Source organism: Streptomyces sp. NPDC002573, assembly GCF_042889625.1.
In the GTDB taxonomy this organism is placed as follows: Bacteria; Actinomycetota; Actinomycetes; order Streptomycetales; family Streptomycetaceae; genus Streptomyces; species Streptomyces gibsoniae.
Genome location: NZ_JBIARC010000034.1, coordinates 76,705 through 99,927 on the forward strand (window position 1 = coordinate 76,705; position 23,223 = coordinate 99,927).

The window sequence follows — 23,223 nt, forward strand, 5'->3', positions numbered from 1 at the left end:
CGCAACCCCCCTACCACCGCGTAGGCAATGCTGCCCCGGGAGGACGCCGTGCAGAGCACGATGCAGGACGTACCGCTGCTGATCTCGAGGATCCTGACCCACGGGTCGACGGTCCACGGATCGTCTCAGGTGACCACCTGGACCGGTGAGGGTGAACCACACCGCCGTTCCTACGCCGAGATCGGCGCCCGCGCGGCTCAGTTGGCCCACGCCCTGCGTGAGGACATCGGCGTCCGGGACGACGACCGGGTCGCGACCCTCATGTGGAACAACGCCGAGCACGTCGAGGCGTACTTCGCGATCCCCTCCATGGGCGCCGTCCTGCACACCCTCAACCTGCGCCTGCCCGCAGAGCAGTTGGTGTGGATCGCCAACCACGCCGCCGACCGGGTCGTCATCGTCAACGGCTCACTGCTGCCGCTGCTCGCTCCGCTGCTGCCGCATCTGAAGACCGTCGAGCATGTGATCGTGTCCGGCCCGGGAGACCGTTCGCTGCTCGCCGAGGTCTCCGCCCAGGTGCACGAGTACGAGGACCTCCTCGCCGGCAAGCCGACCACCTACGACTGGCCGGAGCTGGACGAACGCCAGGCCGCCGCCATGTGCTACACCTCCGGCACCACCGGCGACCCCAAGGGCGTCCTCTACTCCCACCGGTCCGTCTACCTGCACTCCATGCAGTGCAACATGGCCCAGTCGCTGGGCCTGACCGACGAGGACACCGCGCTCGTCGTGGTCCCGCAGTTCCACGTCAACGCCTGGGGCCTGCCGCACGCCACCTTCATGACCGGCGTCCACCTGCTCATGCCGGACCGCTTCCTGCAGCCTGGGCCACTTGCCGAGATGATCGAGAAGGAGCGGCCGACCTACGCCGCCGCCGTCCCCACCATCTGGCAGGGCCTGCTCGCCGAGCTGACCGCCCGGCCCCGGGATGTCGCCTCCCTCGCCCATGTCACCATCGGCGGCTCGGCCTGTCCGCCCTCGCTCATGACGGCCTTCGACAAGCTCGGCATGCGTGTCATCCACGCCTGGGGCATGACCGAGACCTCCCCGCTCGGCACGGTGGCCCGGCCGCCCGCCCATGTGCTGGGCACGGAGGCGGAGTTCGCCTACCGGCTTACCCAGGGGCGCTTCCCGGCCGGCGTCGAGGCCCGCCTCACCGGCCCCGGCGGGGAGCGGCTCCCCTGGGACGGCGAGTCCGCGGGCGAGTTGGAGGTGCGCGGACCGTGGATCGCGGGCGCGTACTACAACGGCCCCGACGCCGAGCCCCTGCGTCCCGACGACAAGTTCAGCGAGGACGGCTGGCTCAAGACCGGGGACGTCGGCACCATCGACCGCGACGGCTACCTCACCCTCACCGACCGGGCCAAGGACGTCATCAAGTCCGGCGGCGAGTGGATCTCCTCGGTCGACCTGGAGAACGCGCTGATGTCCCACCCGGATGTCACCGAGGCCACCGTGGTCGCCGTGCCCGACGACAAGTGGGGTGAGCGTCCGCTGGCGATCGTCGTGCTACAGGAGGGGTCCACCGCGGACTTCACCACCCTGCGGACCTTCCTCGCCGAGGAGGCGAGGATCGCCAAGTGGCAGCTCCCGGAGCGCTGGACGATCCTCGGGACCGTGCCCAAGACGAGTGTCGGCAAGTTCGACAAGAAGCTGCTGCGTCGGCAGTACGCGGCGGGCGAGCTGGACGTCACGCACATCTAGGGCCGCACGCAGGCCCGTTGGATGTGCGTGTGGGGCGCTGTTTCACGTGAAACAGCGCCCCACGCGACGTATGAGCCGTTAAGTCCCCTTCGGAATGCCTTAGTTGGTGCCGATTCGCGCCAGCAGATCCACGATCCGGTCCTGCACCCCGGGGCTCGTCGAGCGCTCCGCCAGGAACAGGACGGTCTCACCCGAAACCAGCCGGGGCAGCTCGGCCTGGTCCACGGCCGCGGTGTAGACGACGAGCGGGGTGCGGTTGAGCAGGTTGTTCGCGCGCAGCCAGTCGACCACCCCGGCCTGCCGGCGGTGCATCTGCATCAAGTCCATCACCACGAGATTCGGCCGCATCTGCGCCGCCAGAGTGACCGCGTCCGCGTCCGACGCGGCCCGCGCGACCTGCATGCCCCGCCGTTCCAGGGTCGCCGTCATGGCCAGCGCGATCTCCGCGTGCTCCTCGATGAGCAGTACCCGCGGCGGGTGCTGCTCGGAGTCGCGCGGGGCGAGGGCCTTCAGGAGCACGGCCGGGTCGGCGCCGTACGCCGCCTCACGCGTCGCCTGCCCGAGCCCCGCCGTGACGAGCACGGGGACCTCGGCGGCCACCGCCGCCTGACGCAGGGACTGGAGCGCGGTCCGTGTGATCGGGCCGGTGAGCGGGTCGACGAAGAGCGCGGCCGGGAAGGCGGCGATCTGCGCGTCGACCTCCTCACGGGAGTTGACGATGACGGGCCGGTAGCCGCGGTCGCTCAGCGCCTGCTGAGTCGTCACGTCCGGCGCGGGCCACACGAGCAGCCGACGCGGGTTGTCGAGCGGCTCCGGGGGCAGCTCGTCGTCCATCGGCCGTGACTGGGGCTGGTCGGCGATCTCCACGGCGCCACCGGGACCGTCCAGCGGCTCGGGCCCCTCGGCGGCGTTCACGTCCGGAGCCCCTATGGCGTACGACCGCCCGTTGCCCTCGGTGGTGCCGGCCAGGCGCGACTGCCCGGCCAGGGAGGGCTGCGGCGGGAGCGGAGCCGTGGCGGACTGGGGGTGCGGACGCGCCGCCGTCTCCGGGCGCTCGCCCGCGGGGTCCGGAGGCGTGCCGAGCTTGCGACGACGTCCGGAACCGTTCGACGCGTGCGGCGGCGGCGTGGACGACTGGGGGCGGGGCTGGGCCGGCGGCTGGGCCGTCCCCTGACGCGCGAAGGGCACGCCCTGTCCGAGCGTCCGCACGCTGATCGCCCGGCCCTGCGTCGAGTTGGAGTCCATGGACGCGGCGGCCTCGGCCGGCAGCGGCTGGGCGGCCCGCGGCTGGGCGGCGCGCTCCGGAGGCAGCGGCGTACCCGCCGACGGCGTGGGCTGCGGCAGCGGGATCCCGGCCCCGGCCCCGGAGGTCTCACCCGAGCCGGACCAGGTCCGCGGGGGCACCGGGGTCGCGGGCGTGGCCTGGGCGGGCAGCACCGGCTCCGCCTGTGCCGCGGGCCGCGGAGCGACGGAAGGCTGACCGGGGACGGGCTGACCGACTGCGGGGGCCGGCCGACCCGCGACGGCGGGCAGGCGCTGGTCAGCGGCGCCGGACCTGTCTGCTCCCGCCTGGACCGGAAGGGGTTGTCCCGGGAGCTCCGGTGCGGTCCGCGCCGGAAGCCCCTGCGGGGGCACGGCCGACGGAGGCGCCCCGGGCAGGCCGGGCACCGGGACGGGCTGGGGGACCTCGGGTGCGGGGCCGCCCTGTGCCGGCACACCTTGGGCGGGCACGGTTCCTGCGGCGTCCGGCTGCTGCCCGGGTGCGGCGGCCGGACGGGCGCGGCGGCGGCCCGTGGGCGCGGCGACCGGGTGCGGCTGCGGCGGGGTGTGGTCGTTGGCCGTGTCGTGCGCCACCGCGTCATGGCGGCTGTCGTCCGCAGGGCCGGGAGCGGGAACGAGGGCGGCAGGGGCGGGCTGCTCCGGAGTGCGGTCCGCCTCAGCCGGCGGCAGTGCGAACACGGGCCGGGGACCGGAATCCGCGGCGGCGGCCCGCTCGTTCGCGGCGGCCAGCGCACGCCGACGGCGTCCGGCCGGTGTGTCCGCGGCACCGGAGTCCTGGGGGGACGACGTATCGGGGGCCGCAGGCAGCGCCGGTGGCAGTGCCTGCGGCTCGCTGTCCCGGCGGGCGCGACGGCCGGTGGGCACCGGCACCCCCTGCGGCGGTACGGCCTCGCCCAGTCCGCTGGCCGACGCGGGGGTTCCGGCGGCATGCTCCGCCGCGGTCACCACCGCGCCCTCGGACACGCCCTCGGCGGGGCTCGGCCGCCCGCGCCGCCGTCCCGTGCCACCGGAGGCCGGGGCGTCCACCGCGTTCTCGCTCTCGGGGGTCCCTGCCGGAGCCGGCGCCTCGGCCGCCTCCTCCGCCGCACGCCGCCTGCGCCGCCCGGTGGGCGCCGCAGCCGGCTCGGCGGACGGGGCCGACGCGGCGCCGACCTCGCTCTCCAGGAACGCGTCCACGGACGACCGGCGGGCCCGCCGCCGGCCGCCGCTCTGCTGGGCGGGCTGCTGCTCCGGCTGCGCGCTCTCGCCGCCGGGTTCCACCACGGCGATCGCCATCGACGGAGGCGCGACCGTGCCGGCGCCGCCGCCGAGCGGCACCTCGAGCACATACGCGCTGCCGCTCATCCCCGGCACCTCGTGCGTCTGCAGCACACCGCCGTGCGCGCGCACGATCCCGGCGACGATCGGCTGGTGCACCGGGTCTCCCCCGGCGTACGGGCCGCGCACCTCGATGCGTACGACCTCGCCGCGCTGCGCGGCCGCCACGACGACGGTGTTGTCCAGGTAACCGCCCGCCGAGACGGGCGCGTTGCCCGTGGCGTCGACACCCGTCACGTCCGCGACGAGATGCGCGAGCGCCTGGGCGAGCCGCCGGGGATCGACCTCGGCCTCGATGGGCGGGGCGTGGACGGCGAACTGCACCCGTCCGGGCCCGATCAGTTCGACGGCGCCGTCGACACCGGCGGCGACGACCGCGTCGAGCATGACGGTCGCCCGTACGAGCTGGTCGTCGCCCGCGTCCAGCTGCTGGTAGCCGAGCACGTTGTCGACGAGCGTGGTGATCCGCGAGTAGCCGGCCGCGAGGTGGTGGAGCACCTGGTTGGCCTCGGGCCACAGCTGTCCGGCGTCGTCCGCGGCGAGCTTGGCCAGCTCGCCGCGCAGTTCGTCGAGGGGGCCGCGCAGCGACTGGCCGAGCACGGCGAGCAGTTGGTCGTGCCGGGCGCTCAGGGCCTCGAAGCGGTCCTTCTCGCGCTCGCCGAGCGCGGCGTAGCGCTCCTCACCGGCCGCGATCTCCTCCGCGTGCCGCTCGCGCACCTCGGCGAGCTCGGCGGAGTGCTCCTCGCGCAGCCGCGCGAGCTCCTCCTCGTGCTCCTTGGTGATCCGCTCCAGCTCCTGCTGGTGCTGCTGGTCCGCCTCCTCCTTCTCCGCGGCGAGCGCGTCGAAGGGGCGCCGGTCGGTGAACGTCATCACGGCGCCGACGATCTGGTCGCCGTCGCGCACCGGCGAGGTCGTCAGGTCGACCGGCACCTTGCCCCCGGACTTCGACCACAGCACCTGCCCGCGCACCCGGTGCTTGCGCCCGGAGCGCAGGGTGTCGTGCAGCGGCGACTCCGTGTACGGGAAGGGGCCACCGTCCTCCCGCGAGTGCAGGACGAGGGTGTGCAGCTCCTTGCCGCCCAGGTCGCTGGCCCGGTATCCGAGGATCTGGGCGGCTGCGGGGTTGACGAGCACGATCCGCCCGTCGGTGTCCGTGCCCACCACGCCCTCGGCCGCAGCCCGCAGGATCATCTCGGTCTGCCGCTGGGAGCGGGCGAGTTCGGCCTCGGTGTCGACGGTGCCGGACAGATCGCGGACGACGAGCATGAGCAGCTCGTCGCCGGTGTAGCCGTAGCCGTCGTAGGCCTGCCGGCCGTCCTCCAGGTTGGCGCTCGTGACCTCGACGGGGAACTCGCTCCCGTCCGTGCGCCGCGCGATCATCCGCGTCGGCTTGGTGCGTCCGCGTGTGTCCGTGGAGTCGGGGCGCCGCATGGACCCGGGGATCAGCCGCGAGTCGAACTCCGGCAGCAGGTCGAGCAGCCCGCGTCCGACCAGGGCGGTGCCGGGCGTCTCGAAGGCCTCCAGGGCGATGGTGTTGGCGTTGACGACCGTCCCGTTGGCGTTGACCAGCACCAATGCGTCGGGAAGCGCGTCCAGTATGGCAGCGAGGCGAGCAGCCCCTCGGGATGGCCTGCTGCTCACGAGACGCTTCCTCCCTGTTACCGCACCTTGCCGACCGCGGAGGCCATCTTGCCAACCGGCCCGCAGCGTGTCACGCGAGGGAGTCTACGGGCACCGGCCCGGCGTGCGGCGCCGGATGAGAGGGAGGTCGCACGCGGAAGTGACGCAGAAGCTGTGACCGCGCAGGTCGTCGCGGAACCCCCCCCGAGATCAGCTCGGACGCGTCCCGGCGTCGGCGGTGGCCGGGTGGTGCTCGTCCCGCGCACGCACCACCGGCAGCAGCGGCACGAGGTTGTCCCAGCGGGCCACCTGACAGCCGTCGCGGCGGTCGTAGCGCGCGTCGACCGGCCGGCCGGCCCAGGTCCCGGAGATACGCGCGGTGGCCGGGCCGCCGTACTGCATCGTGCACAGGGCGCGCGGCGGCACCGGGGCGAAGGGGTCGCGGCCCCAGACGGTGCGCCGGTCGAGCGCGGCGCACGCGGCGGCGGGGCTCGGGTGAGTGCCGTGCGACGGGTGGCAGCGCAGCACATACGTCCCGTCGGCGCGCCCGGCGTTCCGGACGGTGATCACGAGCTGGTCGCCGCGGGGCAGGGGCGGGGTGCCGTGGGCGTTCGCCGGTGCGGGCGCCGCCACGGCGGCGAGGACGGCGACGGCCCCGAGGAGCACGGCGCGCGAGGAGAACTGGAGCATGCCCTGACTAACGGTGGCGGAGCGGGACGGTTTCGGATGTGACCCGAGTGGCGGAGGTGGCTGCCGTGGCGAACCGGAAAGCACCTCGACGGTGATCGCGAGGACGCCCGGCCGGGAGATCCACTTGGGGAGATCCACGGAAAAGCCGGGCGGAACGGTCATGAACCGCCCCTCGCCGTCCCCCCGGTGCCACCTTCGACGGATCCCGCCCCGGATCAGCGGCCCTGTGCTTTGCCCCGTGGCCTTCCTGCCTAGTACCGTGGGGGGCGATTGGTGACAGCCCACTCGGCTGTGTCATCATCTGCACGCACCATTCGCGCTCGCGCGGATGGTTGTGCTGGAGGCGTCGCCTAGTCCGGTCTATGGCGCCGCACTGCTAATGCGGTTTGGGCCTTAAAGCCCATCGAGGGTTCAAATCCCTCCGCCTCCGCACCTCATCCCGAAGCCCCGGTCCCCGCGACCGGGGCTTCGGCGTTCCCGGGCCCGGGGCTTCGGTGCCCCCGCGGCTCACCGCCTCCCCACTCACCCGCAGGGTGTTTTCGCAGGTCACAAGGGGTGTGCCTAATGGATTTCACATGGCGGCGGCAGTCATGTAATGTTCTTCCTGTCGCCGCGAGCGGGCCGGAAGGGCCGGGAGCGAAGACAAAAAACAAAAAACAAGCACTCGTAGCTTAACGGATAGAGCATCTGACTACGGATCAGAAGGTTGCAGGTTCGAATCCTGCCGAGTGCGCACAGGTCAAAGGCCCCTTGGGATGATCCCAAGGGGCCTTTGACATCAACCGCTGACATCAACGCGGCCCGAAGTGCCGACTACTCCTCGGCGCGCGGCTCCTGCTCGCCGTCTGATTCCTCCTCCAACTCGTCGAGTCCGAGGGCATCGTCCATCCGGTCGGCGGCGGCCTTGAGTGTCGTGCTCATGACGTGAGCGTAGGTGTCGAGCGTCATCGTGATCGTGCTGTGCCCGAGGGTTTCCATGATCGTGCGAGCGTCCACGCCCTGCGCGAGCAGGAGTGAGGCGCACGTGTGTCGGAGGTCGTGCACGCGCACGCGTCGTACGCCGGCGTCCCGACACAGGATGGTGAGCATCCGGTTCAGGCTGCGGGGGTCCGTGACGCGGCCGGTCGGCGTGGTGAAGATCAGCCCGTCGGGCTGCCCCGGGGCGGGCCGCCACTTCTTCCCCGCGACCATGCGTTCCCGTTCCTGCTGGGCTCGGTGGTGAGTGAGTGCCTGGATGCAGCGCTTCGGGAGGGACACCGTACGGATGGAGCGCATCGTCTTGGGGCTGCCGAAGATCAGCTCACGTCGGATGCGTTGCACGTTCCGCCGGACGCGAAGCTGACCGTTCGGCAGGTCGACGTCTGCCCACGTGAGGGCGAGCGCCTCGCCCCGCCGCAGGCCCGTGGACACGAGCAGCAGCCACAGGGCGTTGAGGCGGTGGGACCGGGCGGTCTTGAGCATGAGACGTGCCTCTGCGGCGTCTAGCGGACGCACCTCCTTGCGGGCGACGGTGGGGGTTTCCACGATCCGCGCGACGTTCCGGGCGATCAGCTCTTCCCGGATCGCCTGCTGAAGCGAGGACCGGAGGACGGCGTGGATGTACTGGACGGTCCGGGCGGACGGGCGACGGTTGCAGCAGCGGCCCACGGCGCAGCACGAACGCTTGCCCTCGGGGCGCTCCTGGTCTGCACCGCGTAGGCAGCAGAGGCAGGAGTCCTTGAACTCCGCCAGGAATCGGCGCACGTCCGCCGGCGACAACCGGTTGAGCCGCTTCTTACCGAGGGCGGGGCGGATGTACAGGCGGGTCAGACCCTCGTAGCTGTTCAGCGTGGACGGCTTGAGCCGTGCCGGTGCGATGGTGGCGAGCCAGTAGGTCAGGTAGTCGCCGAACGCCATGGTGGACTCTGCGGCCGGGATGCCGTGGCGGGTCTTCTCCTGCAACTCCGTGAGCTTGTCAGCCACTTCCTTGCGGGTTTTGCCGTAGACGAACTTCCGGGTGCGGGTGCCGTCGGGGCGGTAGACGTAGGCGGCGGCGTGATACCGGCCGTCCGCGCGCTTGCTGATCGTTCCTTCACCGTTGGCGCGCTTGGCCATCAGTCGCTCTCCTCAATGCGGTTGCGCATGTACTGGCGTACGGCGTCGACCGGGACGCGGCGGGCGCGGCCGGACGTGAAGCTTTCGAGCTGTTTCGAGCGAATGAGGTCGTAGACCTTGCTGCGGCTGAGGCGCAGGGCGGACATGACCTCGGGGACCTTGAGCGCCTCGTGGCTCGGGGGCATGGCGGTGGTCATGCGGGGACTCCTCTGGGGCGGTCTGTCCGAGGTGTGGATTTCTGCGTCACAGCGTCACCTGCGTCACGCAGGTTTCTGACCTGCGGGTTTGAGGTGACGGAGAGGGGTGGGGGTGCGTCACGCGTGACGCAGGCTGTTCGTCACGCGTGACGCAGGTGACGCGGCGTGACGCAGAGATGGGGCGTCTGCGTCACGCCTGTCTGTGCAGGTGACCGGCCGTTTTCCAAGATCGTGTGACGCTGTGACGCGGCGTTCCCCTACTTAGGAAAAAGAGGGGGTGCCTGTAGTGCTGTAGCGGCTCAGGGTGTGAAGAAGGAGCCGCTTCGCGGCGCGACCTTTGGGCGGCGCGAGCGCCGAACAGCAAGAGGAGCACGCGGGGGCGTGGTGCTCCTCTTGCTTGTACGGCCGTGGCGCCGGTCAGAACGCCTGCTGCTCGTGCGGCCGCGCGTTGAGCGTGCGGGTCATGACGATGTAGCGGCCCTCCCGGGTGCGGCCCGAATCGATGACCACGCCCCGCGCGGCGAGGGTGGGCTGAAGCCGCTTGAGCCGGTCGGAGAGCACCTTGCCCGTGGTCGGCCAGCCCTTGGGCAGGGGACGGAAGTCGTCGCCGGTGTAGACGCGGCTGAGGCAGTGCAGCCACTCCGTGGACGTCATCCGCTGCTCGGCACCTGGTTCGATGCTGGCGGCGTGCTGCAACACCGTCTGTGCCAACAGGTCCCCCTCAATGACGTCGTCGTTGAGATCGTCCAGACTGGCCCGGTAGGCAGCGAGCGCACCCAGACCGGTCGCCGCATCGAGCTGCGCGCATAGGTGAGCGAAGTCCGCCATTCGCAGGTCCGTGGGAGTCTCTGCTTCCACCGCCCGGACCTTGACCGTCAGGTCCAGGAGCGATCCGAGGATCACGGGCAGAACCTCTGCGTACTCCGTCCACAGCTCATCCTCGGTGCGCCGCACCTGGGGCCGCTCCAGCCGCAAGGGCAGCAGCCGTTCCGCCAGGTCCGGCCGGATCACGCCGACGTCGATGCCGGTCAGGAGCAGGGGCCGGCGGTAGCCGACGCGGAAGACGTCTCCGTCGGTGAACAGGGCGCGCTTGACGTTCTCGGCTCCAGTGACGATGCAGCACATGGCGTCGGAAAGGTCCGGGCTCATGTGGGAGAGGTTGTCGAGCGCGGTCACCCAGCCGGCCGCCACCGCCGCGAGCAGGTTCTCTTCGTCCTTCGGGGCGCGGCGGAGGTCGCCGGTCATGCCCTCGATGATCCGCACGAGCATCCTCCCGCCGGTCGACTTGCCCGCGCCCTGCGGGCCGGTGAGGAACGGCGCGGGGACGGGCACGGACGGCCCGAGGCATCCGACCAGCCACGCGATGGCCAGGCACTCCGTTTCGGCGGTGGCGAAGTTGCAGAGCCTAAGCAGCAGGTCGATGCCCTTGCCGTCGGTGTTCTTGACCGGCAGCGGGAGTTCGCCGGTGAGCTGGGTGCGTCGCCAGCACACCTCACGCGGGTCGGGGACGGCGATGTCCCAGCCGGTGGGGTGGATACGGACGGACTGCCCGTCGGCGCGGCCCAGGTCCAACCAGCTGGCGCCGTCGAATCCGGGTGCGACGCGGATGTGCACGGGCTGCACGTCCTCGGTGAGCGCGAGTGCTTCGATCAAGTCGAGTGCCTCCTTCAACGCGGTCCCGTTGAACACCCCGAGCCCGTCCCGGAACAGGCCGACCATGAGTTCTTGGCGGTGGCTGCCGGTGGTGCCTTGGGAGCGGATGGGGCGGGCGACGGGGTGGCCGTTGCGCTGCGCGTACACGGTGCCGTCAGCGGTGCGGAAGTACCGGAAGTGCGCTTGCGCGTAGTCGGTGATGACCTCGCGCGCGGGGTTCTTGTCGTCGTCGGCCACGGTCACAGTCCCAACGCGGTCAGGGCGTTGCTCCACGCGTCGGTGCAGTGCCGGACGGTTTCGCCCTTGGCCTGCGCGGCGGTGAACAGCCGCGTGACATGGGCGTCGGTGAGGCAGCCGCACCGGCCGTGCGTGGACAGCACGGCCAGGAACGTCTGGTACACGGTCGCGTGGACGGCGCTGCGGGCCTCGCTGATCCGCTGCACGCCCATGGCGATGCCCCGCTCCAGGTAGGTGGGCGTGCGGTGCGGGCACTCGCCCTCACGGCCCCTCAGAGGCATTGTGAGGCTCTGTGGCGTCCTACGGGCCGGGGCCGGTTCCTTTACTGCCAGCGCGCGCACCACGGCCGGGAGAGGGGCCGTGACGCCCGCGCCGTTTCCGAGCCAACGGGCGTACTGCATAAGGGACTTGATGTCGATGCCGGGTCGTACAGCGTTCGAGGACGGCATGGTTCCCCGGTAGATCCAGTGTTCGCCCCGGGTGGTGGTCACGGTCCGGGTCGCCGGGAGAGTCGCGCGGGCCCATTGGACGGCGGCGGGGTCGTCCAGGTCGACCACGGTCACGCCGGCGCCGCCGGGGTGGTAGGCCACGGCCGCCGCGTGCCGCCATGCAGTCGTCCACGCGGGGGAGGCGATGACGTGCGGGTCAGTGGTGGCGGCGGCCCAGCCGTGGCACGGCTGCGGGCAGGCGCAGGATCCGGGGGTCTTCATGTTCGGCCGGCCCCCGCAGGCGTTGTGCGCGCAGGCGGGGCAGTTCCCGAACGGCAGCTTGCCCCGGCGCAGGGGCAGCACCGGCAGGCCGTCGGCCGCGAGACGCAGAGCAGTGGGCAGATGCTCGCCGGTCGTGGCGAGCGCTCGCCGAATGGCCGTCGGTTGCGTCATTCTGGGTGACCTCCAACAGGTCTGAGAGGGCTGGTTGGGCAAGGGCGGCCCCGGTCTTTGGCGAGACGATGAGGGGCCGCCCTTGGCGTGGCTAGCCGTGGAAGTGGTTGCGCTTGAAGACGGCTTTGCGGATGTTGACCGTCGTCCCCGCGCCGTTGCGACCTGCACTGAAGACCTGCACGGCGATCCAACCGCCGAAGATGACGGCGGCGAGCACGATGAGCTGAGTGACCAGCGCGGTGAGGGCGGCGATGAACGTGGTCAGTAGGAGCAGCCCGCCGCACACCGCGAGGAACCCGACACCTCCTAGGGCGACGTTGACCGCTGCGCGGGAGACGGCCGGCTTGGCCGCGACTGGTTCCGGCTTGGCGGGCTCGATGGCGTAGCCGGTGACGACACGGCCGTCTGGGAGGACGACGCTCGCGACCGCCGGCATGCCGTGCGGCTGGACGGGAACGAGCGGCGCCGCGTACGGCGCGGCGGGGGTGATGGGGGCGGGGTAGTGGACTTCCGGGGCCCGTACGGCGGGGGCGTGGCCGGTGTGCTCGGGGTACATGCGGAATTCCTTCCGGTGTCGGTTCAGGGAGGCAGAGACACCCCCTGCCGGGGGTGCTGAGAGGGGGGTTTGAGGGGTCTGACCTGGGGTGCCTCCCTGACTCCCTGAGCGATCATTTGTGCAGGTCAGGGCCAGGGATGCGGGGCAGGGAGGTGTTCAGGGAGTTCTCCCTGCCTCCCTGACCCGTCGGCGTTGCGCTCCCTGTCATCCGTCGGCGGAAGCGGAACCCTCGGTGTCGCGGTTGGCGAGGGCGCGGGCAACCCGGTCGCGGGCAACGACCATCACGCCGTCGGACTTGTAGGGCTCCGCGCCGGCGTCGTCCAGGACGCGCTTGAGGTCGATGAACGACCAGCCGCCGTAGGCGTCCGCGTTCCGCGTGGCGAGCCGCGCCAGCACGTCCTTGGTCCGCACGCGGGGCGCGTCGCCGACGACGGCGGCGATGTCGGCGAGCGGATCGTGTTCGTCGCCCCGCTCGATGGCGTGCAGGGTGGTCACGCCGTCGCGCATCGCCTTGGCCCGGTCGGTGATGGCCGCGGCGGCGTCGTCGTCGATGTAGTGCGTGCGCACCGTGATGGACGACTGTCCGGCCGGGATGGTGATGCCGTCGGAAGCGACGACCAGGGTTCCCCGGTCCAGACCCGGACGCAGCAGGTTCGGCGCCGCCCCGCCGTCGACCGCCTTGTCTCCCAGCGCCATGCGGGCCTGCGACTCGGTGCCCAGGGCGAGGGAGGCGCGGGTGTGGGCGCCCTCGCGGACCAGCTTGGGAAGGTTCTCGTTGGTCGGGTCCTGGGTGCCCTGCCACATCAGCACGTTCACCGCACGGCCCTGGTTGTGAATCTTCCGGACGGCCATGAAATACCGGGAGTTGGCCTTCGACCCGCCATAGGGCCGCTTGTCCTCATCCTTGGCCGGGCACATGAACGCCACCTGTGCCTCGTCGACCAGCACGATCAGCGGCGGAAACACGGTGCCGGGCGGCGCCTGGATACGGCGGTTCATCTCATCGACGGCGCCCTCGACCATCTCGGTCACCTGGATCACGTGCTCATCCGTCGGTCCCTGGATCAGGGTCGTGGCGAGCCCGTCGAACATGGCCCAGTCACCAACGCCCTTGAGGTCGCCCATGAGAAACTGCACCGACTTGTCCAGCGAGAGCCACAGGGCCAGGGAGCGCAGGGCCACGGTCTTGCCCTGGTTCGACAGACCCGTGATGAGCAGGTGGCGCTGGTAGAGGCTCAGTGCGGCGGCGTCGCCGCGCAGGTCCTGACCCCACGGGGCCTTGCCCTTGGCGTAGTCGGCGGTCATCGTGTCGTCGGTGACCAGCGGAGACGGGCCGATCGGCTCATCCAGCGCGCCCGAGTCCGCGATCCACAGCCGCACCGTCCGCGCGGCGGTCGGGATGGTGATGAACACCTCATGCTCGTGCCGGGTCAGGTTCTCGGCAAGCTTCCGGCGCTTGTTCTGCACCTCGTTGGTCGACACCCCGGAGGGAAGGGTCACGTCGACCTCGACGCCGCATCCGGCGATGGTGATCGGTCCGAGCATGCTCGCGCCGGCGTCACCCATCTCCTTGATGGCGTTGCGCAGGGCGGGGACTCCGAGGTCGCGCAGCGCCTTGACCACGATGGACGGCGTGATGGGCTCACCCTCGCCGTTGCGGACGTTCGCCGGCAGTGCCCAGTTCGGGGCGGCCTGCTGCTTGCGGCCCACGGACCACAGGGCCAGCAGGGCCAGGAACGGGCCGATCGTGAGCGCCGGACCCCACACGACTTGCACGATCCGGATGAGCAAGGCGATGAAGTCGATCGTCGCCGACAGGGGGGTGACGACGTCGGCGACGTGGCCGGTGTTGATGGCCATGACGACTCCGAGGGCGACGAGGACTCCGACGCTCATGCCGGCGCCGACGGCCACGCCCTTGGCGGCCTCCACGGGCGAGTGCAGGAGGTCCATGCGGCGGTGATGGCGGGCGGCGCGGAAGCGCTGCAACCGCTCCTCCCACTCTTCGGCCGCTTCCAGGTTCCCCGCGGCTTCCGCCGCCCGGATCATGCGTTCGTAGCGGGAGCCGGTACGGCCGTCCCAGGTACGGCGGGCCACGATCCGGCTGCCGTTGAAGGTGTAGAGGCTGTGCCGGGCCGCCGCCCGCATCGTCGCCTTGGTCTTCTCGTGCGTGGCGGCGGTCTTCAGGGCCCGCCCGGAGCGGACCCAGAGCGGCACGGGCCGGACCGGCGGCGCGTCCGGCACGACCGTGAGCACCGTGGGGGCGGTGTCGTCAGTCGGGGGGTCGGTGCGCTTGTGGAGGTGGACGACGTTCTCAGACATGCTGGAAGTGCTCCTGACTGCCCCGACAGGGGCGGGAGTAAGGGAGAGGGCCGGGGTGGCCGGGTCCGTGGAAAGAGCGGCCACCCCGGCGTGATGGCTGGTCAGAACCAGCCGGACGACTTCTTGGCGGCCTTGTCGCGGGCGGCCTCGGTGATGAGGCGCTGCCGTTCGGCGTGCAAGGCGGTCAGTTCCGCGTTCAGCCGCATCTCGGCCGCATTGCCGGTGGCGTCCATCCGCTCCTCGGCACGGCCCGCGCTACGGCCCCGGGCCACCTTGTAGGCGCCGCCGGCCAGGGCGCGGGCCATGGCCCGGCGCTCGCTGCCGTTCAGCGGCCACCACTCGCCCCGGCGGACCGCTTCGAGCTTCTTCGTCGTCGCCTGGATCTCACGGTCCAGGCGACGGATGTCGGCGTTGCGCATGGCCAGGTACTCCTCGGGGAGTCGGCGGGGTCGGGGTAGGCGCAGGGCACGCAGGTACCGAGCGAGGCGGGGATGACGTAGCCCGCATCGCGGCGGCACTGCGGGCAGATGCGGCGGGCGGCGTTCGCTTTCCCCAGGGCCGCCCACCGGCCCGGGGTCATCGGCCGGACCGGCTTGGCGAGGTCGATGCGGTAGAGGTAGGCGACCAGCGGTTCCCGGCGGCGGCGCGGCCGTTCGAGCTGAGCGGCCACGCCCTGACCGCCGGGCCGCAAGCCGCGTGCCCTGAGTTGGCGGCGAGTGGCGTAGCCGTCCGGGGCCAGGCGCCACCGGTAGACCGGTAGCGCGCCCATCAGGCGACGCGCTTCCAGGCGGCACGTAGGCGGACCTCGGATGCGGAGTGGCCGGCCGCGCGGAAGCGGGCGGCCATCTCGCGGTAGGACAGGGGCGGGGTCTGGCTGTGACGGATCTCGTCGACCAGTACGTCAAGCGCGTCGTCGGTGAGTGCGGGTGCGGCTTCCAGCGCGGGTGTTCCGGTCGGCTCGCTCGGGCCCCACACCGGGAGTTCCCAGCGGGCCGTGACGCCGGGTGTGACGGGGCTCGTCACGCTGGTCAGTGCCCTGCCGGTCTCCTCGCGCTGCCGGGCCATCTCCAGCGTCGACCACGCCTGAGAGAGCGTCTGCGCGGTCCGCGCTTGGACGTGGGCGACGCGGGCGCCGGCCGCCGTCACGGCCGTCAGCCGGGTCTCCTCGGTGGACGCCTCGGCCCGCAGCCGGGCGCGGGCCACGGCTGCCTCATCACGGGCCTCCTGCTGGATGCCCCGGATGGTGTCCAGGGCGTTCGGGGTGAGCGCGGTGCGCTCCCACATGCCGTGCACCAGCCACAGCGCCTTGGCTGCGACGGGCAGCCATGCCACGGCCAGCCATGCACCGGCAGAGTGTTCGGCGGTGAGCGCGTGGGCGATCAGGACGCCGGTCGCGATGAGGCCGAACGACCAGCCGACACCGGTCACGGTGCGGTTGTGGTCGCCCTGTGCCGCGAGGCGGCGTTCGTAGGCGAGGGTGGCGAGCCATCCGCCGTCGATGCCCAGACCGACGACCAGGGCGACGGGCCACGGCATCGCGGTGCCCAGCCACATCACGACCACGGCGAGGGTGAGCACCATGGACACCGCCGTCATCGCGACGGCGGGCAGTACAGTCCTGGCCTTCACGCCGCGCCACCCGGCAGGCTCGCGCTGGCGGTGCGGTTGGCCAGCTCGCGGCGGACCGTCAGCAGGCGGCGCCGGGCGCGGCGGATGCGCTGAGCGTCCAGCTCGGTCGGCGTGCGGTCCAAGGTGACGATCTGCGCGTCGATCAGGTCGACGTCCGCCAGGATGACGGGCATCTCCTCCTCGATCGCGTCCAGCTCAGCGTCCGTCGGCTCGATCCAGTCCGCGAACGCAGTAACAACGTCCTGAACAGTGACGATGGGGCTCATGGGTCGTGGTTCCTCTCACAGGTGGAACGGCCCAAACAGCACCCCCGGAGAGGCAACTCCGGGGGTGCGCGCCGTTGTGGTGTGGATGGGGCGGTCTCGTTGGGTTGGAGCCGCTGGCAGGTTCCCCTCGACCGGGCCCGTGCGGTGACGGGTCCGGCGGGCACCGGTCAGCGGCGGGCCATGGCCTTGTGCTGCTCGCCCTGCTGCTGAGCGCTGGAGTAGGTCGCCGCCTCCCAGCCGCGGGCGCCGCAGGAGCAGCGGTACTCGTACTTGCGGCCACCCCGAGCGGGCACGACGGAGACGCGGTGACTCTTGCCGGACATTCGCAGTCCTCCCGGACCTTGTGGGTGGTGGTTGGCGGCCGGCTTCACCTGCGCGCCGTTGCTACGGAGCACAGATCCCGAGCCGGGGAATCGGGCGCGTCATCGTCACTGCTCTGACGCCAGCAGGGCAGCGCGGACCAGGTGGCAGTCGCACGACTGACCTCCCCGCAAGGAAGGGATGATCCGTACGGCTGTTCTCCAGGGCTGATGCGCAGGGCAGGACAGGTTCACCTGCCACGAAGTGGCTGCCGGCGGCCATCACCCGGCCGCTGAGGGGACGGGACCGAAGTCCCGTCAAACCAGAATCTCTGTTGAATTCTCAACCAACTGACGCTGTCTCCGTACTCACCCCGTGGGGCTTTCCTTCGAGCGTTGAGGCCGCTCCAGGACGGTGCGCCCGTTTTGAGCACGGGCGCACCGGGATGCAGTGACCCCCGATCGCTCGTTCCGACCGGCGGGCACATCCCTAAGGTTCCCTAGGGTTCCCTGCGGTGTCAAGTAGTAAGCTAGGGAACCGCAGGGAACCGATACGAGGGAGCTGGCGAAATGGCCGGTCAGGCCGACAATCGAGCGCCGTACGCGAAGATTGCCGCTCACTACACGGAACAGATCACGTCCGGCCAGCTAGAGCCGGGAGCACTTCTGCCGAGCATCAAGAACCTCTCGGAAGCGTGGGGCGTGAGCACCGCAACGGCCGAGAAGGCCTTGCGCAAGCTGCGCAACGAAGGGCTGGTCAGGGGGATCCACGGCATCGGGACGGAGGTACTCGACCAACCCGCCCCGATGTCCTCGGGATCGCAGCGTCAGGACCGAGGGCGCCGTACTGGGTCAAGCTGGGGATCAGGCGAAAGGTCCGACTCACACCAAGCTGCCGTGGTCCCTGCGCCACTGGACGTGGCACAGGCGCTCGGCGTCGAGCCTCGCTCTGACGTGATCCGCCGTCGCCGGGTCTACAGGGATCGGCACGGCATCGTGGCGCACAGTACGTCGTGGATCCCAGCCCGGTACGGGAAGCTGATCCCCCAGCTCGCAAAGAGCGATCGGTTGACCGGGGGAACGTCTCTCCAGCTCATTGCCGAAGCAACTGGCCTCCCGATCAGTCATCGGACCGACACCGCCTCGGCACGCCTGTTGACAGCGGAAGACGCGCGGCTCTTGGAGCTGGACCCTGAGAACCCACCTGTGGAACCCGTGGTGGTGATGACGGCAAAGTTCACCGACACCGAGGGCAACGTCGTGGAATACGGTGTTGATCTCGGGGGTCCTGGTCGCACCTGGCGGACAGAATCGGAGGTTTCTCCGTGACGACCGTGGACGACACGCTCTTGAGCGTGCTTGAAGACCGGTTGGACACCCTGCTCGCCAGGCGTCGTACCGGCCCGCTCGCCCCTGAAGCCGAAGCGGAAATCTCCGCCATCTCCGAGACCCTGACGAGACCGATGCTCCAACGCCCGCCGTTCTGCGTCCTTATGGCCGGGCTCCCCGGCTCCGGCAAGACCACGCTTTCCCGCGCTCTCACCGCTCGCGGGTTCGTGCGGCTTTGCCCAGATGAGGAGATGTACCGCCGCCATGGCGTGTACGGGGTGGACTTTCCACGGGGCACCTTCCCCACCCTCGAACGTCCGATCCTTGAGGATGTCGCGGTTGAACTCCGGGAACATCTCCAGGCCGGGCATGACGTCGTGGTTGACCATGGCTTCTGGACGCCGGACGATCGCGCTCGATGGCGAGCCATTGCCACCGACGCCGGCGCTATTCCGGTGCTGGTCTATCTCGCAGCGAGCCACGATGAGCTCTGGTCAAGGATCAGTAAACGCAACGAAGCCCACGCGCAGGATCCCAACTCGATCTACTTCTCTGAGAGTGATCTTCGGCGCTACCGCACTCGCTTCGTCCCTCCGGAGGCGGACGAAGCGCACCTCACGTACGACGGTGATCCTGCGGCCGTGATCGCGGCACTGGACGGCACTCGATCCTGAGTCTGAATGCACCTCCCCGGACGAGAGTGTGACTCTCTCTCGCGAGGGAGACTCACAGCTATGCGAGTTCTGCCACACCTTTAGGGTGGAGTGACCATCACTCCCGCAATCGCGCTCGATAACGCAATCAGCGAGTCCGTCCCTTAAGGCCCTACGGGCGAATAGTAAGAGGCTCCGCCAGTAGGGGCGGGATCAGGCTGGGCATGGGGTCTGTAGGTGACCAGTCCCTGGCATGCCCAGCGGCTGAACTCATGGAGAATATACGCATATTACCCCAGAGGGTTAACTGCGATCGTGTCGCCACGAGGAACCATCGTGCACGCTGAGGCGGCCACTCCACAATCGCAATTGATCATGCAGCGAGACGCTGCTTCGTCTCCTCCTGAGAGGAAAAAAGAGAATGCGCCGTCGCATTCCCCTGGCCGTCATGCTGTGCACTGTGGCCACTCTGGGCTATCCCGCACCGGCCTCCGCCGACACGAGCGGGGGTACCCCTGTGACGCTGTCGGTGGCCGGCCAGGGCACCCTGGGTATCACAGTGCCGACAGGGACAACCAGCCTCGGCACGGTGGCTTCCAGCGGCAGCCCGCAGCAGATCAGCGGTCAGCTGGGTGACGTCACTGTCACGGACCTTCGCTCCGGCACCGCAGGCTGGACGGTCACGGCGAACGCAGTGGACTTCACGGGCCCCCAGAACATCTCGGTCTCCGCACCGGGCTCCAGTTCCTACACGCCGGGCAATGTGACCACGACCGGTACCGTCACAGCGAACGGGACGACCCTGTCCCCGCTGTATCCGCCGGGCGCCGTGGTAACCGCCACCGGTGTCAGCGGCAACAACACGGCCACCTGGAACCCCACCATCTCGGTGACGATCCCTGCGAACGCGCTCGCGGGGACGTACAGCTCGACGGTCACGCATTCCGTGGCATGACGTAACCGAAACCCGACCCGAGGCTCTTTCGTGCACAAGTACATTCCGGCTGGAGCGCTGTGCCTGCTGGCGCTCGTCGGGACCATCAGCGCCCCTCCGTCCGCGACCGCATCCCCGCGGATCGCGGCGGAAGGGACTGGCGGCCATGACAGCTTCTCTGTACGGCTCGTCGACATTCCAGCGTCCCTGGTGGACGACACACGGGCACGCTATTACGTCATCGACGACCTGCGCCCCGGTACCACCATCCGCCGACGCGTGGAGGTAGCGAACACCTCCAGCAGACCGGCACGCGTGGTGATGTATCCCGGCGCTGCGGAAATCAGAAAAGGTTCGTTCATCGGGGCCCCTGGGGGCCGAAGAAGCGAACTGACCTCATGGACCTCACTGAGCAGCAAGCGGCTCGTGCTGCCAGCCCACTCCAAGGCTCGTACGACCGTGACGATTCACGTGCCCGGGGACGCGGCCCCCGGCGAACGATACGGCGTTATCTGGGCACAGATGTCCTCCGGGAACGGCCCTGGTGTCACCCTCGTCAACCGGGCCGGAATCCGCGTATACCTTTCCGTGGAAGGCCACAATCCGCCGCCCACCAAATTCAGTGTCAGCACGATGACCGGCGAACGGGACCAGGCTGGCCGGGCAATCGTCAGGGCCCAGGTCCACAACACCGGAGGCCGCGCTCTGGACTTGAACGGAACCCTGAATCTGACCAAGGTAAAGGGGAGCGTCAGCGCCGGTCCTTACGCCATCCAACTCGGCACCACCCTCGCGCCCGGTGAGTCCGAGCCGGTGACGGTACCAGTGACCGACCAGATGGCGAACGGCCCCTGGAACGCCAGGCTTCACCTCGAGAGCGGCATGTATGACGAGACATACAGCGCCCGCGTAACTTTCCCTGCTCATACAGGATATGGGCACCCGGCCCGGGCGCATGCCGATGCCAGCAGCAGCCACTCGGTCCTCTATGGAGAGGTCGCCGGGGCGGTACTGGCCACTGCCGCTTTCCCCTTTGCGGTGATGTCATGGCGGCGTAGGCGCCGTCAACAGGGGCAGGGAGAACCGGGAGCGACGCGGTAGCTGCCCTGGCAGCGGCAGCGAATCCCTTGTCTGATCGCATATGGGAAGACCTGGGGTGAGCCCGTCGCCACTCTGGTGCATTTGAGCGTGGTACTCAAGCCACTCGATTTTTCAGCACTGCGCTAGGAGCAAGGTGAAACCAGACAGCAGATCGGCGCCTGCCAGGCGGCTGCGCAACTCCTCCAGGGGAGCAGTTCGCTCCGCCATCGTCACGGGGCTTGTTTCTTCGTCCCTTGCTTTCACCATGACACCGGCCGTCTCCGCAGATCCGCCCCCTGGCAGACTGAGCCATTGCGCTAGTCCGAAGTGTCCGGCTGCAGGCCTGTCGGGCGGCAATGGCCCGTTCTCGGTATCCCCCGGCTTTCAAACATATGGCCACGTCAAGCAAGCAGATAGACATGTGTTGACGCTCGGCTCGTCTGCCAGGGACAAGCCGAGGGGAGGGAAGTCGGTCTACAGCGGCAGGGGTACCGACGACAGTGACCCGTCGAACCAGCTCGACGCGGCTTCTTTCACGGCCATGGGCAGTGCGAACTTCCAGAGCAGCGCCCGTGAGGGCGACCCAGCCAGTACAGTCACCATGCGCCTGTCCAGCACAAACGGCGGTACCGTCACCACCGGATGCTCCGCCCGCACCTCACCGGACAGCAGGGGTGGGGATGAAGTGCTTCACTCGCATCCTTCCAGGGGCGGCCTTCCCGCTTGCGGGGCCGCTTCCGACACGGAAGCGGTACCTGCGGTGAAGCAGGGTACCGATCCGGAAACCCCACTGACTGGAGTCGCATTCCGGCTGCGGCATGAGTCGAGTGGCATCCTGGATCCGCGAGCCGGAGGCGCTACCCCCGGCACCACCGCCGTCAACCCCTGCGCCACCCTCACCGACGGGGTGTGCGCTAGCAGCGCCGCCCCGCAGACGGAGCCCGCCAAATCCAGCGCCTCCACCGGAATCATGTTTACGGTGAAGGAGAGGAAAAAGCACCATAAGAACGACTGCCACGGTCACTACCACGGGCACGGTCATAGCGGCCACAAGGGGCGCTGCCATGGCCACGGCAGAAAAGCGCCCGACCGTGGAAAGCACCAGGGCCGGAGAAAGGGATCCAAGAGGTCATCTCATTCGGCGAGTCTGCGTTAGCAGAAGGGGACATACAATACTGATGAGGCCTCTTCGGCGCTCCTGCCTTCAGGGCGCGGGTGGTCTCGCCATCGGCCTGTCCCCACCCAGACCGCCGCGAGGCCCAAGGCGATCCAGGGTGTCCAGTGTCCTAACGCAACACCCAGTTGGTACGGCGCCACTTGCGGGCTCCTCTCGTCGGCGCGGTGGGGGGTCTAGCGCGGCGACGGAACAACACATCGTTCGGGGCCCTGTGGCCATCCTCTGGCCAGGAGCCCATCCGCACCGCGGCGGTGAGCGAGAAACATACTGGTCAGCTTGGGTTTGCGCTCAGTAAGCGCACCGCTCTTGAAAGCCGCTCCGCCGACCTTGCGTTGTCAGGTCGCCCTAGCACCACAGGCTGCCAGGCTCCCGGTTACTCGGCGCAAGATTCGATCCCAGCTCGAACGGCGGCATCTTTCCTCCCGCCACGCCCTCGGCCACGATGCTGGCATGGACGCATCTGTATGGGTGGGGGCGGTGTTCGGCCTGGTCGGCACCGGGGTCGGAGGAGGACTGTCTGTCTGGTCCTCCGCCATGGCTCAGCGACAGCAAGCGGTTCGTGCGCGTGAGGAACATCAGCAGATGCGCGCGGCCACGGCAGTTGAGGCAGCGCTGGCGGAGCTGCTTGAAGTCCAGCGTGATGCACGGCGGGCAGGTCCTTTGGATGAGGACCGTATGCATCGACTTCATGAGCGAGTTTTGCATGTACAGGTCCTGATGCAGCGTGTTCCCGACGCCGCCCTCCGTACTCGAGTGCGGGACGACACCCTCTTCATGCCTCTCGCGCCGCCTGAGGACACGAGAACGAGCCAAGAGAGGCGGGCTGACATCATGCTCCTGTGCGCTGACGCCATTGCCTGCCTCGGCGCCTATCTGCGCACTGAACCGCTACCGACGCCCGCAGAGAGGCTTCAGACGCTCCGCAACCTGTGGCCGTTCGACGACATTAGTTCTGACGGGAACGCGTTCATGTGCGAAGCGGACGGCTGATACGAAGGGCTCGGGTGTCAAGTAGGCACTGGGGATGCCCACTCGGTGCGCGTACGGCAGTCTTGCAGGCCGACCTCGCGTCCGGCTTACTCCGGGGGGTCACGGCTTCACGAGCGAAGTCGCAGTTCCAGGGCATGTTGCGTGACATCAGTAGCTGACATCAACAGAGGCGTACAGCCGCGCACTGTGACACTCCGGCAATCAGTGGACTAGCCAAAAGAGGCTCTCCTGCCGTATGTGTGGGCGCCCTGAACTGCCCCGATACAGGAAACACGCCGCCTCCTGTGATCCTTGAGGTGTCTAGGCTCAAGTTG

The 23,223-nt window shown here is 69.6% G+C and carries 18 protein-coding genes, 2 tRNA genes and 1 pseudogene; 8 read left to right on the plus strand and 13 right to left on the minus strand.

Features of this window, described 5'->3' with window-relative positions:
- Window positions 1-27 precede the first annotated feature (27 nt).
- Complete coding sequence (locus ACFYX0_RS28550) at window positions 28-1,704, plus strand: long-chain fatty acid--CoA ligase (protein ID WP_388974248.1); 1,677 nt, start codon at window positions 28-30, stop codon at window positions 1,702-1,704.
- Between the two features lie 99 nt (window positions 1,705-1,803).
- Here the strand turns inward: ACFYX0_RS28550 and ACFYX0_RS28555 are convergent, their stop codons facing one another.
- Together ACFYX0_RS28555 and ACFYX0_RS28560 are read right to left on the minus strand one after the other, a co-directional pair.
- Complete coding sequence (locus ACFYX0_RS28555; RefSeq protein WP_388974250.1) at window positions 1,804-5,943, minus strand: PAS domain-containing protein; 4,140 nt, start codon at window positions 5,941-5,943, stop codon at window positions 1,804-1,806.
- A gap of 189 nt (window positions 5,944-6,132) precedes the next feature.
- Complete coding sequence (locus ACFYX0_RS28560) at window positions 6,133-6,774, minus strand: SSI family serine proteinase inhibitor (protein ID WP_388974252.1); 642 nt, start codon at window positions 6,772-6,774, stop codon at window positions 6,133-6,135.
- 177 nt (window positions 6,775-6,951) lie between these two features.
- Here ACFYX0_RS28560 and ACFYX0_RS28565 point away from each other — a divergent pair.
- A tRNA-Ser gene (locus tag ACFYX0_RS28565) sits at window positions 6,952-7,042 on the plus strand.
- A 230-nt stretch (window positions 7,043-7,272) separates the two neighbouring features.
- A tRNA-Arg gene (locus ACFYX0_RS28570) sits at window positions 7,273-7,345 on the plus strand.
- Window positions 7,346-7,425: 80 nt separating this feature from the next.
- Here ACFYX0_RS28570 and ACFYX0_RS28575 read toward each other — a convergent pair.
- The 11 genes and pseudogenes from ACFYX0_RS28575 to ACFYX0_RS28625 form a co-directional block, all read right to left on the minus strand.
- On the minus strand, window positions 7,426-8,706 hold the full coding sequence (locus ACFYX0_RS28575) for a tyrosine-type recombinase/integrase (RefSeq protein ID WP_388974254.1): 1,281 nt from the start codon (window positions 8,704-8,706) through the stop codon (window positions 7,426-7,428).
- Window positions 8,706-8,903, minus strand: coding sequence for a helix-turn-helix domain-containing protein (locus ACFYX0_RS28580; protein ID WP_266995284.1), 198 nt, complete (start codon window positions 8,901-8,903; stop codon window positions 8,706-8,708). The genes ACFYX0_RS28575 and ACFYX0_RS28580 overlap by 1 nt, the downstream gene beginning before the upstream one ends.
- Before the next feature lie 417 nt (window positions 8,904-9,320).
- Window positions 9,321-10,793, minus strand: a complete 1,473-nt coding sequence (locus tag ACFYX0_RS28585; RefSeq protein ID WP_388974255.1) for an ATP-binding protein — start codon at window positions 10,791-10,793, stop codon at window positions 9,321-9,323.
- Window positions 10,794-10,795: 2 nt separating this feature from the next.
- On the minus strand, window positions 10,796-11,674 hold the full coding sequence (locus ACFYX0_RS28590) for a bifunctional DNA primase/polymerase (RefSeq protein WP_388974257.1): 879 nt from the start codon (window positions 11,672-11,674) through the stop codon (window positions 10,796-10,798).
- A 91-nt stretch (window positions 11,675-11,765) separates the two neighbouring features.
- Entirely contained in the window at window positions 11,766-12,230 is a 465-nt protein-coding gene (locus ACFYX0_RS28595) for a hypothetical protein (protein ID WP_388974259.1), read from the minus strand.
- 204 nt (window positions 12,231-12,434) lie between these two features.
- Entirely contained in the window at window positions 12,435-14,552 is a 2,118-nt protein-coding gene (locus tag ACFYX0_RS28600; RefSeq protein WP_388974261.1) for an FtsK/SpoIIIE domain-containing protein, read from the minus strand.
- A 101-nt stretch (window positions 14,553-14,653) separates the two neighbouring features.
- Window positions 14,654-14,971: a hypothetical protein gene (locus ACFYX0_RS28605; protein WP_388974263.1), complete on the minus strand. Its 318-nt coding sequence runs from the start codon at window positions 14,969-14,971 to the stop codon at window positions 14,654-14,656.
- An 8-nt stretch (window positions 14,972-14,979) separates the two neighbouring features.
- Window positions 14,980-15,321 (minus strand): annotated as a pseudogene (locus ACFYX0_RS28610) (RRQRL motif-containing zinc-binding protein); the annotation flags it as partial.
- Window positions 15,321-16,181 carry a protein spdB gene (locus ACFYX0_RS28615; protein ID WP_388974265.1) on the minus strand — a complete coding sequence of 287 codons (861 nt, stop codon included), beginning with the start codon at window positions 16,179-16,181 and terminating at the stop codon, window positions 15,321-15,323. The pseudogene ACFYX0_RS28610 and the gene ACFYX0_RS28615, both read right to left, overlap by 1 nt.
- A complete protein-coding gene (locus ACFYX0_RS28620) occupies window positions 16,178-16,447 on the minus strand; it encodes a DUF6284 family protein (RefSeq protein WP_388974267.1) in 270 nt (89 codons plus the stop codon). Before ACFYX0_RS28620 ends, ACFYX0_RS28615 begins: the two co-directional genes overlap by 4 nt.
- A 167-nt stretch (window positions 16,448-16,614) precedes the next feature.
- Window positions 16,615-16,770, minus strand: coding sequence for a hypothetical protein (locus tag ACFYX0_RS28625; RefSeq protein ID WP_388974269.1), 156 nt, complete (start codon window positions 16,768-16,770; stop codon window positions 16,615-16,617).
- 546 nt (window positions 16,771-17,316) lie between these two features.
- Between ACFYX0_RS28625 and ACFYX0_RS28630 the strand changes: the two genes are divergently transcribed.
- The 5 genes from ACFYX0_RS28630 to ACFYX0_RS28650 all read left to right on the plus strand — a co-directional run bounded on the left by ACFYX0_RS28630 (window position 17,317) and on the right by ACFYX0_RS28650 (window position 22,909).
- Window positions 17,317-18,075, plus strand: a complete 759-nt coding sequence (locus ACFYX0_RS28630) for a GntR family transcriptional regulator (RefSeq protein ID WP_388974271.1) — start codon at window positions 17,317-17,319, stop codon at window positions 18,073-18,075.
- A complete protein-coding gene (locus ACFYX0_RS28635) occupies window positions 18,072-18,749 on the plus strand; it encodes an AAA family ATPase (protein ID WP_388974273.1) in 678 nt (225 codons plus the stop codon). The genes ACFYX0_RS28630 and ACFYX0_RS28635 overlap by 4 nt, the downstream gene beginning before the upstream one ends.
- A gap of 400 nt (window positions 18,750-19,149) precedes the next feature.
- Entirely contained in the window at window positions 19,150-19,683 is a 534-nt protein-coding gene (locus ACFYX0_RS28640; RefSeq protein ID WP_388974275.1) for a hypothetical protein, read from the plus strand.
- Window positions 19,684-19,713: 30 nt separating this feature from the next.
- Window positions 19,714-20,763 (plus strand): peptidase, encoded by a 1,050-nt coding sequence (locus tag ACFYX0_RS28645; protein ID WP_388974277.1) that lies wholly within the window; start codon window positions 19,714-19,716, stop codon window positions 20,761-20,763.
- Window positions 20,764-22,369: 1,606 nt separating this feature from the next.
- Window positions 22,370-22,909: a hypothetical protein gene (locus ACFYX0_RS28650; RefSeq protein ID WP_388974279.1), complete on the plus strand. Its 540-nt coding sequence runs from the start codon at window positions 22,370-22,372 to the stop codon at window positions 22,907-22,909.
- The last annotated feature ends 314 nt before the right edge of the window (window positions 22,910-23,223 follow it).

Coding starts and splice junctions, on each gene's coding strand:
- ACFYX0_RS28575 (WP_388974254.1), bottom strand. CDS start 8,706: ATGGCCAAGCGCGCCAACGGTGAAGGAACGATCAGCAAGCGCGCGGAC.
- ACFYX0_RS28580 (WP_266995284.1), bottom strand. CDS start 8,903: ATGACCACCGCCATGCCCCCGAGCCACGAGGCGCTCAAGGTCCCCGAG.
- ACFYX0_RS28625 (WP_388974269.1), bottom strand. CDS start 16,770: ATGTCCGGCAAGAGTCACCGCGTCTCCGTCGTGCCCGCTCGGGGTGGC.
- ACFYX0_RS28595 (WP_388974259.1), bottom strand. CDS start 12,230: ATGTACCCCGAGCACACCGGCCACGCCCCCGCCGTACGGGCCCCGGAA.
- ACFYX0_RS28550 (WP_388974248.1), top strand. CDS start 28: ATGCTGCCCCGGGAGGACGCCGTGCAGAGCACGATGCAGGACGTACCG.
- ACFYX0_RS28600 (WP_388974261.1), bottom strand. CDS start 14,552: ATGTCTGAGAACGTCGTCCACCTCCACAAGCGCACCGACCCCCCGACT.
- ACFYX0_RS28620 (WP_388974267.1), bottom strand. CDS start 16,447: ATGAGCCCCATCGTCACTGTTCAGGACGTTGTTACTGCGTTCGCGGAC.
- ACFYX0_RS28650 (WP_388974279.1), top strand. CDS start 22,370: ATGGACGCATCTGTATGGGTGGGGGCGGTGTTCGGCCTGGTCGGCACC.
- ACFYX0_RS28630 (WP_388974271.1), top strand. CDS start 17,317: ATGGCCGGTCAGGCCGACAATCGAGCGCCGTACGCGAAGATTGCCGCT.
- ACFYX0_RS28605 (WP_388974263.1), bottom strand. CDS start 14,971: ATGCGCAACGCCGACATCCGTCGCCTGGACCGTGAGATCCAGGCGACG.
- ACFYX0_RS28560 (WP_388974252.1), bottom strand. CDS start 6,774: ATGACCGTTCCGCCCGGCTTTTCCGTGGATCTCCCCAAGTGGATCTCC.
- ACFYX0_RS28640 (WP_388974275.1), top strand. CDS start 19,150: ATGCGCCGTCGCATTCCCCTGGCCGTCATGCTGTGCACTGTGGCCACT.
- ACFYX0_RS28590 (WP_388974257.1), bottom strand. CDS start 11,674: ATGACGCAACCGACGGCCATTCGGCGAGCGCTCGCCACGACCGGCGAG.